Annotated in this window: 8 protein-coding genes; 2 read left to right on the forward strand and 6 right to left on the reverse strand. The window is 66.1% G+C overall.

Features of this window, described 5'->3' with window-relative positions; genetic code table 11:
• Positions 1-167: 167 nt before the first annotated feature.
• Together NJG22_RS07605 and NJG22_RS07610 are read left to right on the forward strand one after the other, a co-directional pair.
• Complete coding sequence (locus NJG22_RS07605) at positions 168-1484, forward strand: hypothetical protein (protein ID WP_253093464.1); 1317 nt, start codon at positions 168-170, stop codon at positions 1482-1484.
• A 118-nt stretch (positions 1485-1602) separates the two neighbouring features.
• A complete protein-coding gene (locus tag NJG22_RS07610; protein WP_253093465.1) occupies positions 1603-2538 on the forward strand; it encodes a cyclase family protein in 936 nt (311 codons plus the stop codon).
• Here NJG22_RS07610 and NJG22_RS07615 read toward each other — a convergent pair.
• From NJG22_RS07615 to NJG22_RS24650, 6 genes are all read right to left on the reverse strand, one after another.
• Complete coding sequence (locus tag NJG22_RS07615; protein ID WP_253093466.1) at positions 2532-3281, reverse strand: hypothetical protein; 750 nt, start codon at positions 3279-3281, stop codon at positions 2532-2534. The genes NJG22_RS07610 and NJG22_RS07615 overlap by 7 nt on opposite strands.
• 254 nt (positions 3282-3535) lie before the next feature.
• A complete protein-coding gene (locus NJG22_RS07620; RefSeq protein ID WP_253093467.1) occupies positions 3536-5761 on the reverse strand; it encodes a TonB-dependent siderophore receptor in 2226 nt (741 codons plus the stop codon).
• Positions 5762-6044: 283 nt separating this feature from the next.
• On the reverse strand, positions 6045-7463 hold the full coding sequence (locus NJG22_RS07625) for a TIGR00366 family protein (protein WP_253093468.1): 1419 nt from the start codon (positions 7461-7463) through the stop codon (positions 6045-6047).
• A 187-nt stretch (positions 7464-7650) separates the two neighbouring features.
• Positions 7651-8679: a hypothetical protein gene (locus tag NJG22_RS07630; RefSeq protein ID WP_253093469.1), complete on the reverse strand. Its 1029-nt coding sequence runs from the start codon at positions 8677-8679 to the stop codon at positions 7651-7653.
• Positions 8680-8700: 21 nt separating this feature from the next.
• Positions 8701-9246 carry a hypothetical protein gene (locus tag NJG22_RS07635; protein ID WP_253093470.1) on the reverse strand — a complete coding sequence of 182 codons (546 nt, stop codon included), beginning with the start codon at positions 9244-9246 and terminating at the stop codon, positions 8701-8703.
• A 29-nt stretch (positions 9247-9275) separates the two neighbouring features.
• On the reverse strand, positions 9276-16388 hold the full coding sequence (locus tag NJG22_RS24650) for a LamG-like jellyroll fold domain-containing protein (RefSeq protein ID WP_253093471.1): 7113 nt from the start codon (positions 16386-16388) through the stop codon (positions 9276-9278).
• Position 16389: the final 1 nt, after the last annotated feature.

Genomic DNA, 16389 nt, shown 5'->3' on the forward strand with positions numbered 1-16389 from the left:
CCCACCTGCCTGCTCCAGGCCCGGTGGCGCACGTTTTTTATTGAAAGGATGCCCGGCATGGTACGCATCAAGCCCGGGCCTCACAACCACAGGCGCGGACGGAGTACCATGCACCGTTTTGATGCACCCTTCCTGACAACATTGCGGAACAAGGAGTTCGATCCGCCATGAACAAGCAGCACCCCCAGCAGCAGTGGCGCGAGGCGGTGATCGCCTATGCCGAGGCCGTCAACCAGTACGTCGCGCAGGGCCGCGCGCACGGGTGGGACGACCTCGCGCAGCCGCCGGCGCCAGCCACCGGGCACCTGCTCGAGGCCTGGCAGGCCGCCCTGCTGGCGATCAACCGGCCGGGGGTCGACGAGCCGCAACGCCAACTGTTCCGCGAAGCCTGGCCGCCTGCGCACCTGCCGTTGCTACCGTTGCTCGACGAACAGGCCCAGGGAGTCGGCCCCCTGTTGCTGCTGGATGACGGCAGCCTGCTGGCGCGGGTCGGCCTGCCCCAGGACAAGGGCCAGGTGCTGCGCATCGACGCCCACAGCGTCACCCCGGTGATCGGCATCAGCCATTTCGGCCGCTGCCCGCAGCGGCGCTACTATGCCCTGGCCAACGCCGAAGGGGTACGCGTCACCGATGGCTGGGGCGGCCCGCTGGCGGCCCGGCTGGCCTGGCCCCACGGCCTGGAAGGCCTGCCCCCGGGCTATCCGTTCGAACCGCTGGACCTGCCGCCGGCGCCCATCGCACTCACACCCTTCCCTTGCGGCCAGCGGGTGCTGCTGGTGAGCGACGACGGAATCTTCGTGCTCGCCGCCGGCGGCGCCACCCGCCTGCTGCCGCGCCAAGAGGCCATCCTCGAGGAGCTGCAGCGAGGCGTCGACCCGGACGACATCGCCCTGGGCCTGGCCATGGCACACGCGGCCCTGGCCCCGGATGGCCGGCTGATCGCCCTGGGCGAGCAAGGTGGACGCCACCTGGTGCTGGACGACCAGTTGCAGCCGGTGGCAACCATCGGCCCGGCCAGCGAGCACCCGCATTTCGCCCTGTTCAACCGCCGTGGCGACCAGCTGCTGCTCAATGCCTGCCACCGCTGCCAAGGCGCCAGCCTCGGCGTGCGGGTCGCCGACCTGCCTGGCCTTGACACCGAACCCGGCAGCGACCATCCGCGCACGCCGCTGTTGCAGCAGGGGGCGCGCATCCATGCCGGGGTCGCCCGCCACGGCGAATACATCGTCGGCGATGCCCATGGCTACCTGCGCGCCTTTGGCGAGGACGGTGGCGAACACTGGCAGCATTACCTCGGCTCGACCATCAGCGCCCTGGACATCAGCGCCGACGGCCGCACCCTGGTGGCGGCCAGCCACGCCGGGTTCATCTCGTTGATCGCCCTGGACAGCGGCCGGCCGCAATGGCAGATCGGCACCGGCGCCCACGCCGAGGTGCGGCGCTGGGTATGCTGGAAAGGCTTCGACGCGCCCCTGGCCTGGTAATACCCGCGCTCTTTGCCTGGCAGGCAAAAGTCATTGTCCCGGCGCCGGCTTTTTCCCGGGCGCCGGGCTGCCCAGAATCCACTCCTGACAACGCCTTCCCCCCTTCAGGAGATGCCCCATGAAAGCCTTCAAGCCCCTGCTGCTCGCCGCCGCCCTGGCCGCCACCGCCCACTCGGCGATCGCCGCCGACTGGCAGCAGTCCCCTTATGGCGCCAATGATGAAATCGGCGCCGCCAACCTGCTCACCCCCGAGGTGGTCAAGCAAGCCGTCGGCCTGGTCAAGACCGGCAAGACCTACCCACTGGCCGTGCCGGTGAGCAAGGACCTGCCCGCCTTCCGCCACCGCAGCTTCCACCTGTACAACATCCAGCCGGGCGAACAGGCCGGGCAAAGCCTGGGCCGCAACAAGTTCACCTTCAACGATGAACTGGTCAACGGCTGGACCGGCGTCGGCACCCAGCTCAACGGCATCGGCCACATCGGTATCGACAACGTCTACTACAACGGCAACAAGGCCGCCGACTTCGTCACCGTCGAAGGCGTGAAGAAGCTGGGCGTCGAGAAGGTACCACCGATGGTGACCCGCGGCGTGGTGCTGGACATGACCGCCCACTACGGCAAGGCCATCGTGCCCGGCGGCACCGCCTTCACCGTCGCCGACATCAAGGCGGTGCTGAAGAAACAGAACATCACCCTGCGCAAAGGCGACGTGGTGCTGTTCAACACCGGCTGGCTGGAGCTGATCGGCAAGGACAACCAGCAGTTCCTGGCCACCGAGCCGGGTATCGACCTGGCCGCCGCCCAGTGGCTGGCCGACCAGGGCATCGTCGCCTTCGGCGGCGACACCTGGGCCTCCGAGGTGTACCCGAACCCGACCGGCGAAGAGTTCCCGGTCAACCAGTTCATGCTGGCCAAGCGCGGGATCTACAACCTCGAACTGATCGACAGCCGTGAACTGGTCAAGGACAAGGCGTTCGAATTCCTGTTCGTGCTGGGCCAGCCGTTGTACAAAGGCTCGACCCAGGTGAACATCAACCCTGTGGCCATTTACTGAGCACGCTTGCTCCCCTCAGCGACTGCCCTGCAGGGGCGCTTCAGATTACGGTAACCGAGCACCAGCACCGCCCCCGACAGCGCCGCCAGCAGCAGCACCAGCTCGCGGCTGTAGCGCGCCACCCAGGCGGGGAAGCCGACGAACTCGCGCACCACGTGGATCTGCGCGCTGGCGCCGCCCTGGCGGATGCCGATGCCGCCCTGGCGGATCTGCGAATAGTCGGCATCGAAATACACCCAGACCTTGGCCTCGCCCTGGGCGTCGATGACCGGGATGTCGATGAGGTTGGTCGGCGCCGGGATCAAGGTGTCGTTGCCGGCCGCATCGCGCACCTGTACCAGGCCTTTGCCCGGCAAGCGGATCTGCACGTCCTGCAGCGCCTGTTGGCGCGGGTTGTGCAACTCGATGAGCAGGCCGGTGCGGTGATCCACCAGGCCGGCCTCGAAGGGCCGGGCGAACAGTTGCAAATACGGCGCCTGGGCCAGCTCGACCAGCTTGTCGACCTGCTGGTGGTCGAGGTTGCCGGCGGCGATGGCGCCGACGCGCGCGTGCAGGCGTTCGTACTTGAGCAGGTCGTTGGCCTGGGTGACGCGCTCGTTGAACTGCCCCGGGTAGGTCAGGTGGGCGTAGGTCAGGCGCGCCTGCAGCCGGTCGTCGTCACGCAGCACCGTGTAGAAGGCCGCGACGCAGACTGCCACGACCAGCGACGCGGCCAGTGTTTTACCGACTTTTTCCCAGCTCACCTTGAGGGTTCCTTGTGTTGACGAGACGCAATGGCTGGCAAAGGGTGCCAAGAAGCCGAGGCTGGGGCAAGGGTTGGTGAGCTTTGACGCCCATGATGAGCAACGCCTCAAGGCGGCGCCGCGGCTCGCCGCTCAGGTTCCGAGCCGCAGGCGGCGCCCCAGGGCTGGCGCTGAAGACACACTAGGTAACGCCTGAACGGTGCCGCCCTAGCATTTGGTCTTCAACTCGATGGCCCCCCTCTGCGCCAGGCAGCCTACAGCCGCCAGTCCAGGCTGACCAGCAGCGTGCGCGGCTCCCCCATGTAGACCCCGTTGTAGAAGCCGACGTTGTTGAAGTAGTGCTGGTCGAACAGGTTCTTGACGTTGACCGACGCCGACAGGTGCTCGTCGAAGTGGTAGCGCCCCATCAACCCGACCACGGCGAACGCCTGCTGGGTGATGCGATCTGGGGTGGTGACGATATTGCCCTTGGCATCGCGGCCAATCGGACGCCGCCCCATGCCGAAGGTATCGCTTTGCCAGTCGAGGCTACCGCCCAGGGTCAGTTGCGGTGACAGCTTGTAGGTGCTGGAGAAACGCACCAGGTTCAGTGGCTGCTCGGTGTTCTTGCGGCTCTTGTCGCCACTGGCGGCATGGGTGTAGCTATAGCCCAGGCTCATTTGCCAGTCAGGCAGCACCTCGCCGGCCAGTTCGGCCTCGAAGCCCTCCACCACCACGCCCTTGCCACCGGATTTGTAATATTGCTGGCCGTTTGGCCCAAGCGGCACCGAATCGTCGAGTTCGGGGACGTTGTCCTGCTTGCTGCGGTACAGCGCCGTGCTCAGGTGCGCGCGGTCGTCGAACAGGCTGCCCTTCAGGCCCACCTCGTAGACCTTGCCGACAATCGGCTCGAGGAACTTGTCGCTGACATCCTTGCGCGTCTGCGGGTTGAAGATATCGGTGTAGCTGGCATACACCGTGTACTGCTCGGTCAGGTCATAGAGCACCCCGGCATAGGGCGTCCACTGGTCGTTCTGGGTCTGCTGGCTGCGGCTGGCGCGGGTCAGGTCGAGGTTGGCGTCGTAGTTCCAGCTGCGGCTTTCGCTCTGCCAGCTGCCGTAGCGGCTGCCGAGCACGAAGTGCAGGCGGTCGGTGGGGTTGAGCCGGGTGGCCAGGTACCCGGCCTTCTGCCGGGTGAACGAGCGCGAGGCATCCAGCCCGCTGTCGTGGTCGACGAACTTGGGGATCGCCCCCATGTACTTCCAGTCGTCGATCTTCGAGTAGCCGGGCGGGTCGCTGCGCCCGGTATAGAACGGTGAGCTGCTGCTGAGCTTGGAAACCCCATAACCGACCATGAAGTCGTGACTGCGGCCGAATAACCCATAGGGTCCAGCCAGGTTGAAATCCACCGCGCGCATGCGCTCGACCCCAGAGAAGTGCGAGGTCCAGGCATTCATGCCGCTGCGGTCGGCGGCGGGAAAGCCGTTGCCGCCGTAATACACCTTGCCGTCGCTGTCGCTGCGCCGCTGGGTATAGGCGGCCTTGAGCAGCCAGTCGTCGCCCAGGCGCTGGTCCAGGGTGGCGAACAGGGTCTGGTCCTTCAACGGCCAGGACGACCAGGGTGTCGCCAGGTTGGTCGAGCGCGCCATGTGCGCCTTGGCGCCTTCGGCGTTCCAGTACGGCACGGTGCCCCAGGAGGCGCCTTGCACATGCTTGTTCTGGTAGTCGTAGCCGACCGCCAGCACGGTGCTGTCGGTCAGGTCGGCCTCGAGGATGCCGTAGGCCACTTCACGCTGGCTGGCGTACTTGTCCATGAACGATTGGCTGTCGCGGTAGGCCAGTACCGTGCGCCCGCGCAGGCGCCCTTGCCACCCCAGCGGCCCGCCGACATCGAGGTAGCCGCGGTAGTTGTCGTAGCTGCCGGCGCTCAGCCCGGTCTGCACCGCCAGTTGCCCGGTCGGGCGCTTGCGCACCATGGCGATGGTCCCGGACGGATCGCCGGCGCCGGTGGTCAAGCCGGTGGCGCCCCGCACCACCTCGATACGGTCGTAGATGATGGTGTCCGAGTCGGACTTGAGCCCCGAGAAGGTGTTGAGCATCCCGTCGATCTGGAAGTTGTTGATCGCGTAGCCGCGGGCGTAATAGGCCGGCCGCTCCGAGTCGCTGCGCTGTACCGTGACACCGGTGACATGGGCCATGGCTTCGGACAGTGAGTCGAGCCGGAAGTCGTCGAGTTGCTGGCGAGTCAGTACCGAGACGGACTGCGGCGTATCCTTGATCGACAGGTTAAGGCGCGTGGCCGCGCTCATGCTGCCGGTGGTGTAGGAGCCGGTGTGCTCCGTGGTACTGCCCAGGCCCTGGGCGAGAACCTCGGTGGCACCGAGCTCCAGCACACCGTCCTCGGCCTTCGGCTCGGCCTCTTCAGCCAGGGCTAGCGGGCTGATCACGGTGGCACACAGACCCAGGGCCAGGGTCATGGAACGGCTGATGGGCGCGAACATCGCTGCCTTTCTCCTTGTTCGATTCGAGGGGTGTCCTTGGCTGCCGTGAGAGGCAGCCATAGGAGAACGATTCTCGGATGCGAATCGTTATCGAATCTTGTAGAGTCCAGCCGTTTCCGGTTTGTGGATTGTCTTGAAGACCTTGGGGCTGCTGCGCAGCCCTTTCGCGACACAAGGCCGCTCCCACAGGGAATTGCAATCTCCTGTGGGAGCGGCCTTGTGTCGCGAAAGGACCGCAAAGCGGTCCCAGGTTCTCGAACTAAACCAACGCACTTCGGAAGAATTACGGCATCACAGGCGGCACGTACTGCAAGGTGGTACCCAACGCCCACAGCAACACCAGCACCAGCGGGATATGCACCAGCAACTGCACGAACGAGAAACCGATCAGGTCACGCGCCTTGAGCCCCAGCACGCCCAGCAGCGGCAGCATGTAGAACGGGTTGATCAGGTTCGGCAACGCCTCGGCGGCGTTGTAGATCTGCACGGCCCAGCCCAGGTGGTACTGCAGGTCGTTGGCCACCAGCATCACGTACGGTGCCTCGATGATCCACTTGCCGCCCCCGGACGGGATGAAGAAGCCGAGCACCGCCGAGTACACGCCCATCAGCAGCGCATAGGTGTCGTGGGTGGCGATCTGGGTGAAGAACAGCGAGATGTGGTGGGCCAGGGTCTGGGCATCGGCGCCCTTGACCTGGGTGAGGATGGCGGCGATCGAGCCGTACAACGGGAACTGGATCAACACCCCGGTGGTGGTCGGCACGGCGCGCGCCACGGCATCGAGGAAGCTGCGCGGACGCCAGTGCAGCAAGGCGCCGAGCATGATGAACAGCAGGTTGTAGGTATTCAGCCCGGAGATCGCGGTGATCGCGGGCTTGGTGGCGAACTCCTGGTACAGCCAGCCGCCGGCCAGGGCCACCAGCAGCAGGATCAGGATCGGGCTGTACTCCAGCCATTCGCCCGGGCGGCTGCGCTGTGGCGACGGCGGTGCGCTGAAGCTTGGATCGACCCCGCAGTCCTCGGCGCTGCGCGCGCTGTTCGGGCCAGGGGCGGTGGCGTAGGCGATCACCAGCGAGACGATCACCAGCGCCGCCAGCATCACCCCAGACTGCCAGAGGAAGATGGTCTCGGTGAACGGAATCACCCCGGTGATCGACAGGATCGAGGGTGGCAAGCTGGCCGGGTTGGCCTGCAGCTGCGCGGCCGACGACGACAAGCCCAACGCCCATACGGCGCCCAGGCCCAGGTAGGCGGCGGCGCCGGCGGCGCGGTAGTCCATCTTCAAGTCCTTGCGCCGGGCCAGGGCCCGGACCAGCAGGCCGCCGAACACCAGCGACAGGCCCCAGTTGAGCAGGGACGCGAGCATCGAGATCAGCGCCACCCAGCACACCGCCGAGCGCCCGTTGTTCGGCAGGCGCGCCAGGCGGTCGATCAGCCGCGCGGCGGGTGGCGAGCTGGCCACCACATAGCCGCCGATGACCACGAAGGCCATTTGCATGGTGAACGGGATCAGGCTCCAGAAGCCATCGCCAAAGGCCTTGGCGGTGTCGGTGGGCTTAGCGCCCATGGCCAGGGCGCCCAGGGACACCAGCATCACGGCCAAAGCGGCGAACACCCAGGAGTCGGGGAACCAGCGTTCGGCCCAGTTGGAGCAGCGCAGGGCAAAGCGGGCGGAGCGGCTGTCTTGGATTTCAGCGGCCACGGTAATGTCCTTTTCTTGTTGGATTGTCGGATTACCGGGCGAGTCTATAAGGGGTGCGTGGTCGGGGCCTCCATGAACTGAAGGGCTACGACTAAAGTATTAGCCTGGGTGAGAGATGTGTTGCGGCCAAGATCGAGCGCCGCGCGGGCGGCGCTCGATCCATGGACGCTACACGCTGCAAGGGCCGCTATTTAGGCCCGATGTCGGTGTAAAGCGTGGTGACACTGCCCGCCACGATCAGCTTCACCGGCCCCCCCGTCGCATCCAGGCGCACCGCGCGCGTGTGCGGATGCGGGTCGGCAAAGTACGCCGCCGGGTTGTGATACAGCCGGTCTGCGGAGCCTTGCACCAGCTCGCCGCGGATGGTCACCTTGGGCTTCTTGCCCGGCTCGATCCCCGACCAGTCGCTGCCGAACGACAGGGTGAAGGTGAACAGTGTCTGCCAGTTGGCGGGGATGTCCTGGCCGACCCAGGCGTACTTGAAGTCGTTGTCCAGGGTGTTGTTGTCGGAATGGCTGAGGGTCTTGCCATTGAGCGGCGTACCCGAGGAAATGGTGTACTTGGTGCCTTTGGGGATGTTCTCGAACACCACCGCCAGGTCCACCAGCGCGCCTTCGTCGCCCTGGTTGTAGCCGGCTGTGCTGACCACCTGCGGCAGGTCGCCGCGGACCATCTGCACGTTGCGCTGGGCAATGTTGGCGTTCTTCGACAGCACGTCCGCCAGGTCGGTGATGTTGGTCACGCCCTTCAGCGGGTTGGGGTGGTCCGGGGTGCTGGCCACGGCGATCATGCAGTAGTGGTCGGAGGTGTCTGGCGGCACCCAGGTGAAGCAGTCGAGGGACGCGCCGATGGCCCCGGCCTTGATGGCGAACGGCGGGTTCTTGTCGCCTCCCGAGGTCTTCAGCTGGTTGCCTTCCCACAGGTACGGGTACAGCAGGATGTTGGGGGTGGCCCAGAACAGGTTCCAGAACCCCGCCAGCTCACCCGCGGTGTAGTTCTTGCCACGCACGTAGAGGTAGTTGGGCAAGCCGATGTACAGCTTGTTGTCGTAGCCGTTGTTGTAGTTGGCCGGGTCGGTGAGTACCGAGGGGACGGCCAGCGGCTCCTTGCCGGCGAGGATGATGTCGGGCGAGGACGACGAGGCGCTGCGCGGAACCGTGCCATTCTCCGCCAGGGTCGCGCGTACGACGATGCCGCTCCAGGTTTCAGTAGCCATGTTGCGTGCTCCTTGCAGGGGTTATTTCGACAGGTTGATCTGCACCTTCTGCAGCAGGGTCTTCTTCACCGGCCCACCCGAGCTGCCATCGATGCTCGACAGGCTCAGGGTGATCGACGAGGTGGCCTTGAGCTGCTCGGGCTTGGCCACCCACAGGTTGAGGCTCAGGTCCATCTCGAAGGCTTCCTGCTGCTTGCTCTGCTTGCCCAGCAGGCTGGTGCCGGCGATGTCCTGGCGCGAGAGCGCAAGCTTGGGGTTGCTGGCATCCACCGACACCTGGGTATCGGCCGGGATGTCGGTGTAGCGCACCTCCAGGTCCAGTTCGGCGAAGGTGACGATTTGCGCGTACTGGGCACTGACCACCAGGCTGGCCGGGTCGTTCACCGCCTGGGTGTTCGCGGCGGTGAGCAAGGTGTACGGCGTGCCGTCGGAGGTCTGCTGGCGGGCGATGGCGTAGCCGGTCTGCGCCGAGACGCTCGAGGCGACGTTGACCAGGCCGCCGATGCCAGTCGAGACGATCTGCAGGCCGGAGAAGATTCCGGTCACTGCAAAGCTTGTATCTGCCATGTTCGTAGCTCCTTTACGTGGGTTGTGGGTCAGCGGGTGCGGTAGTGCTCTGCTTCGTACTTGCTGGCCATGTAGTTCAGCAAGTCGACCCGCAGATCGGCCAGTTCGAGGAATTCGTCACTCCCGTACACCTTGGCCGCCGTGTAGAAGGCGGCCCACCAGGGGATCAGGTCCTTGAGCAGGCCTGGGCCGGCGCTGGGGCTGCCCAGCACCGTGTCGATCGCCGTCCCGATCTCCAGGCGAGTCGGGTCGGTCTTGTCCAGTTGCTTGTCGATCACGCTCACCAGCCAGTGGTTGGACGCCAAGTTGGCCGGGGGCGTGATGTTGGGTGCGTTGGTGTCGGCCTTGACCGGCTGGAACGCCGCCGGCACGCGGCTGACATAGGTGGTGCGGTACATCACCCGCCACGGCTCGCTGGGGTTGTTCATGGCCTCGCGCATAGCGGCGGCCGAGGCGCTGGTGGAATTGTTCAGCCAGTTCTGGTCCACCACCTGGGCCAATGCGCTGAAGTTGTCGGCGGCCGGTGCCAGCAGGAACGACATGTAGCGGTAGGCATCGACCTTGCCCGGTGCGGCGTTGGGCCCATAGCCGCTGAACTTCAGGTTGCCGCCCTCCTGGGTGAGGATCGGCGCGGGCAGAAAGTTGGTCGGACTGACGCTGCAGCTCAGGGCAAAGCCGTTGGACAGTGCCTCGACCTTGGTCGCGGTCATGGTCCAGGTGTTGCCCAGCAGGGTGTCGGCCTCGATGTAGTAGCCGCCGAACGGCGTGCCGATATCGGCCTTGAACTCCAGCCCCGCGGCGAAGGTCAGGCTGCTGGTGCCGGTGTAAGTCTCGCTATAGCTGTTGGCGAAGCTGTGCTCTTCCTTGTGCAGCCCCCCCGCCGCCGTCCACACGTAGTTGTTGTAGAGGCTGCGCAGGTTGCGCTGGTTGGCGAAGTCGTAGAACTGGTTGGACTTGAGCTTGTCGCGCAGGTTGTCCATGGCCGCCACCGTGCGGTACTTCTTGACATCGAACTGGTCGTAGTAGGCCTTGAGCTGCTGCTCCTGCTTCTCGATCCTGCGCTTGGTGTCGTAGGCTTCGAGCGGCTTGAAGTAGCTGCCGCGCTCATCGTTGGCTTCGGGGTAGTCCGGGTCGTTGACCAGGCCGACCTTGCCGTCCAGGGTGCCGTTCTTCACATAGCGCGGGTTGATCGGGAAATCGATGATGTTGGTGTCCACCGGGATCGTGGTGTTCGGCGCCAGCACATAGCCGACGGGGGTTTGCGTGCCCTTGAGCGCCTGCATGTAGAGGTCGGCGGTGGACGACTTGACCAGGGCAATGCCCACGTTGTTCTGGATGTAGCGCCGCCCCACCGTCAGGTTGAGCACCGCGTTGGCCGCCTCCCAGTTGCCGGTGGGGGTCATCGAAGTGGCCAGGCTCACGCTGCTGGAATGGTTCTGCGACACCTCCAGGCCGTCGCCCAGGTTGCCCGACAGCACCATCTTCGCGCCGCCGGTGATGGTGGTTTCCAGCACCATGGTCTCGGCCTCGGCGCCCAGGCCCACCGACACATCGCTCTTGCTCTTCTGGTACAGGCCGCCCTTGAGGTTGAATTCGCCGTTGAAGGTCGAGGTCTTGTTGCCGGTGAAGGTCCAGCTCTTGCTTTCGCTCTCCTGGTAGGTGACCGAGCAGGCCGAGGCGTAGTCCGACGCCGGGCCACCCATATCGCCGACCCAGTAGGCCAGGGTCTGGTTCTCGCTGGGCAGCGGTGGGCCGCCTTCGATGAAGCCGATGATGGTTGGCTTGCTCTGCACCTGGCCGACGAACAGAGTGTCCAGGTCACCCACCTTGTAGCCTACCTCCAGCGCCGTCACGCCATCGCTGCTCTGGTAGAAATAGCCGCGCTTCATCACGCTGAAGATCTTGCCGTAGGCGTCCTTCTCGGCGCTGGCGTACTCGATCACCGAAGGCTGGCCCTGGATCCGCGCGACGTAGTAGTCCGGCGTGCCGCCGAGGGTGTTGACCACGTACTGCGCCTCGTTCTGGATCGGCGCCGCGGCGCTGCTCCACTGCGGTGGGCTACCCGCCGGGGTCAGCGTGCCGTTGTTGCCAAGGCCTGTGAAGTCGAACAGCGTCGGGCCGGAGCCGGCCTCGATGCGCCAGTAGCCGGCCAGGTGCTCCTCGCCACCGACCAGCGCCTTGTTCATGCTCTCGCGGATCTGCTGCTCGGTCAGGCGCGTGGAGAACAGCCGCACATCGTCGATGCGGCCGCTGTAGGGCAGCGTCAGCGTCGTGCCCTGGCGGGCGCCGCCGAAGGTGAACTGGTTGTCCTGGTAGCCGCCGACATCGGCCACCTTCAGGCGCAGCGGCAGGCTGCCGCGGCCGTTGACCACCAGGCTGGCCTGGGCCACGTCCTGCCAGAGCGTCCACAACTGGTTGCTGCTCAGTACCAGGGTGTTGTTGCCGGTCAGGTCCTTGGCGTTGGTGCCGGCCATCTCGTCGAAGTCCCAGGCAGCCACCAGGCCATCGGTGGAGGCTGGCGTGAGGCGCAAGTCGTAGGTCTGGGCGATCTGGTCGGTGGCCAGGGTGCGGTTCCACACCCGCACGTGGGAGATCAGGCCCTCGTAGTTGAAGGTCAGGTCGTCGTTGACCCCCAGGTAGAAGGACGAGGTCTGCGTGCGCACCGTGGCCGGGCGCGCCAGGTCGTTGCGCATCTGCTCGGCCACCAGGGCGCCGTTGAGGTACAACCCGGCCCGCACGTAGTACTTCTGCGCCACGTACTCCTTGCTGCCGCTGTCGTTGGGCACGGTGCCGGTGCTGAAGTTCAGGGCCACGTAGGTGGTCGCCCCGGCCGAGATGGCGAACTTCACCTCGTGGGTGAAATTGACGGGTGGGTCGTCGTACTTGGGTGGGTCCATCTGCAACTGCACGGTCAGGCACACCTGGCCGAGGGTGTTGATGTACAGCGAATAGCTGCCGTTCTTCTCCAGCAGGATCTGCTTGCGGTTCAACGCCGACGGTGCGATCCAGGCTTCCAGGGCGAAGGTGCTGGAGGGGTTGAAGGCATCGCCGTCGCTGACCTTGCCGTAGTTGCTGGCCAGCAACCTCAGCCCATGCCCCTGGCGCGAGGCCAGCGCCACATGGGTCCAGCCCTTGAGGATGCGGTTGGAGGTCAGCACCAGCTCGTTGCGCCCGGCATAGGGCACCTGGAACGCCCCCTGCGCGCTCCAGGCGGGGCTGGCCGGGTTGATCAGCGTGGCGTCGTACTCGACACCGGTGGCGGCCGAGTTGGTGATCACGATGCCGCTGCCTTCGGCCAGGTTCCAGCGGATGCCCAGCATCGAGTCGGTGTCGGCGAAGCCTTGGCTGAAGCTGTTCTGCATCTGGCTGTCGCTCAGCGCCCGCTGCCAGAACGCCACGCCGTTGACCCGGGCCGGCAGGCTGCCGCCCTGGTTGCTGCCCAGCATCAACGCGCCGAGGTCGCCACTGAAGCTGTTGCTGGCCGTGGCCTTGACCGGGGCCCCGGCGTTGACCGACAGCTTGAGCGTCACCTGCCCTTGCCCGGCGAGCTCCACTACTGCGGTGAGGCAGGTCCAGGCCCCCACCGGTAGCGGCTGGGCCGTTTTCACCTCGCCCTTGTCGTCCAGGAAGGTGAACACCGCCTTGCCATACTCATCCACCGCCAACTGCACGTACTGGCCGCTGCCGCGCACCTGCCAGACCGACAGCAGCGTGCCACTCAGGCCGCTCTGCGGCAGAAACACGTAGACCTGCAAGGACAACGCCGGCGGCTTGAAGTTGAAGGCACGGGTCACGTAGGTGCTGTCGCTCATCTCCAGCCCGGGGCCCTGGCGCGCGCCAATCATGTATTGCACCGGCAGGTCCGGGTGCTTGCGGTTGCCCAGCACGTTATAGGACAGCGCCCGCGACGACGGGTTGATGCGGCTGTCGCTCAGGGCCAGCCAGGCCTCCACGGTGAGGTCGTCGGTGATCGCCAATTGGTCCGAGGGCGAGTACGCCTTGTCGACATTGAACGCCACGTAGTTGCTCTTGTTCGGCGGGTTCAGGTCGAGGCTGAAGCTCGGAGGCAGCGGCATCCAGCCGCCGTTAACCCCGGGCGTCAGTACCGGGGCGATGCCGCCCGGGTGCACCGAGGTGTTGGTCAGGCGCCCTACTCCGCCGTCGGTGGGCGGTGCGTCGACCAGCGCACCGAACAGCATCGAGCCACGAATGGCATCGTCCCGGCCATTGAACGCCAGCCGCGCACTCTGGATGACCGCCGCGCGGGTCAAGGCCTGGGTGGCCATCCCGGGGGCATCGTAGCTTGGCCCCTGGAACAGCACGCGCAGCAGCCCGGCATAGGCGAACGCGCCACCTTCGGGCGCGGGTGCCGGGGTGTCGACCACGTCGGCGCTCAAGCCGTTGCCCATGGCATAGATCAAGGTCGCCAGGCCAGTCTGGTAGCCGCTGGGGTAGGCATAACCGGCCGCGTCGCCATTGAGCACCTTGACGAACCCGGCCTGCTCGCGAGGCACGTCGGGCAGGCTGACGCCGCAGATGACCACGTTGCACAGCAGCGGCTGCGTGGCGGTACTGACCGTCACCGTGAAGTCCTTCTGCTCGTCGCGCACGAACACCAGCACATGGCTGACCTGCTCGTCGGAGCGCGCCAGGCTCAGGGGCAGCCCGTAGGCGCGGCTGCCAGCGGTGGTCACCGCGCTGTAGTCGTAGTGCGGCGCCTTGCCGGCGAACACGTCGAGCAAAGTGCGCGGCGTCGCCGGCACGGCGGGCCAGTGCTGGTTGAGGGTGGCGCTGGCCGGCCAGCGCGGCGGCGCCGCCATCGTGATGTCGACCACCACGAACTCATCGGTGGCCCCGGCAGCGACCACCACCGAAGTCAGCGTGACCGGCAGCTGCGGCACCGAGGTCAGCAGGAAGAAACTGCCGTTGCCGCCCGTGCGGGTGGGCACCAGCACCGCCGGCGCGCTGCCCGCGTAGTCGAAATAGGGCTTGGACTGGTCGAGGACCTGGGGATCGTCCGGGTTGTTGGAGGCGGCGCCGTTCCAGATCTGCGTCAGCTGTGCGATGTCCCGTGGCAGGCCCCGCCAGGTCTCCGTGCCGACGCTTTGCGCGGCCTCGACGTGGATGTCGCAGAGCAGCTCGGACACGCTGGAGGCGGCGACCGTGATCCGCGTGCTGTTCATGTAGGTGCCGACCCGGTGGGCGACGAAGTTCACGAAGCCGCTCTGGGTGGCGTCCGGGGCCACCAGCAGCCGCGCGGCCACCGGTGCCCAGTGCTCGCAGCTGACGCCACGGTACAGCGCCACCGAGGTCGCGGGCAGCTCCAGCGCCGCCGCCCTGGCCCCGCTGCCGCCCCATTGCGTGGTCCAGTCGACGGTGAAGGTGGCACGCGCCGACTGGGTGGAGAACTGCGCCACCGTCAGCAGGTCGCCGTCGCCGGGGTAGTACAGGTGCAGCAGGCCGTCGGAGCCGTCGATCAGGCAGGTGGCCGCGTTCGGGCGGATGAACCCGGCAAGGCCTGCGTAGTAGGTCAGGCCCATGGCGTCGATATAGAACGCCCCGCTCATGTCGCTGTTGACTGGCGAGGCCGAAGGTTCCAGGCGCGCGCCCTGCACCGTCACTTTCACCCCCGAGGCGGCCTGGTTGAGCGTGGTCGGCGGGTTGTCGCCGTAGTTGACGCTGTTGCAGTCCAGCTGCACGGCGGCGGTGCCTGCCACCGTGATAACGAGGCGTTTCAACGCGCCGATGAAGCCGTTGCTGTCCGCCGCCACCAGCGCCATGGCCGTGCCGCTGGGCTCGGCCGTGGTGCTGCAGGGCGTGAGCGGTACCGGCGCGTCGTTCACCGTCAGGGTGAAGGGGTTGTCGCCCTTGCCCGCGTAGCGGATGTGCAGGTCGCTCCACACATCGTTGAACAGCACCGGGTGCAGGGTGCGGCAGCTGACCCGCGCGCTGCCATTGCCAAAGCCCACTTCGAGCTTGTCGCCATCGACGATCGAGACATAGGGCGCGAGGGTCTTTTCCTCGGCCTGGGGCGCACCGCCCAGCACCTTCAGCCCGTCGCCCTTGACCCCCGGCGCCAGCATCAGGCCGATCTCGAACGGCCCCTTGATCGCCAGCGGGTTGGCACCGCTGGCGGGCGGCAGCAGGTTGAGGCTGGACACACCGTCGAAACGCAGGTCGAACTCGGCCGGGACGATGTTGGAGGTGACGATCACCCCTGAGAGGTTGGCCATGGTGCCGTTCACGCCGATGGCCGAGTCCAGCGTGACGGTGCCGTCGGCGACGGTCAGGGTGATCATCACCCGGGTGGCGCGGCGCACACCGATGCTCGAACCGTCGGGCTGCACCACCTTCTCATGCTTGACGTAGGTCACTGCGCGGGGCGCCGAGGTGATCGGCAGCGCGGTGCTTGTACCGGCCTTGGCCACGCCGAACACGCTGTCCGGCTGGATGCGCAGGTCGCTGTCCACGGGTTTGCCGGCCACGTCGAACAGGCCATTGTCAGTGGCGGGGAAATTGAACAGCTTGACCGAGGTGGCGCTGGCATCCAGGGCCAGGAACTGCCAGGCGAAACGCTCGCTGCCGGCGATCGGCAGCAGCAGCGCGTCGAAATGGCCGTCGGTCACGCCGGTAATCATCGACAGTTCGAGGGAAGGTTCCAGGAAAGGCTGGCCGTCGGGGTCGAGGAAGTCCTGTTTGTCGGACTTGTCGGCGGGCACGTCTTCCTTGTGGCTGCGGGCGTAGCGGACTTCCCATGCCGGTGACAGTTCGTAGTCGGTGGTCTTCTGGTCGGTGCCCGACTTGGTCTTGAGCAGGCGAAAACGGTTCACGTACAGGGTGCCGTTCATGGACTGCTGGACGACCGAGATGTACTTCTGGTCGGTGACCACCCGAAATGGCGCCAGCGACGGCACCAGGGTCGAGGTATCGCAGTCCACGGCGATGATGCTCATGCCCACCTGGCGCACCTGCTGGGTGAAGGTCACCGCGGTGAAACCCGACCAGTCGAGGTCATCGTCGTCGCTGTCGACGTCCTGGCCGAGCACGTCGAAGTAGATGGCCTGCTTGCCCGCCACTTCGCGGCCGAACACCACCACCACACCCTGGAAATTGACCGATACGATCTGATTGAACTGCTGCACG

Source organism: Pseudomonas sp. VA159-2, from assembly GCF_024126635.1.
Lineage (GTDB): Bacteria > Pseudomonadota > Gammaproteobacteria > Pseudomonadales > Pseudomonadaceae > Aquipseudomonas > Aquipseudomonas muyukensis.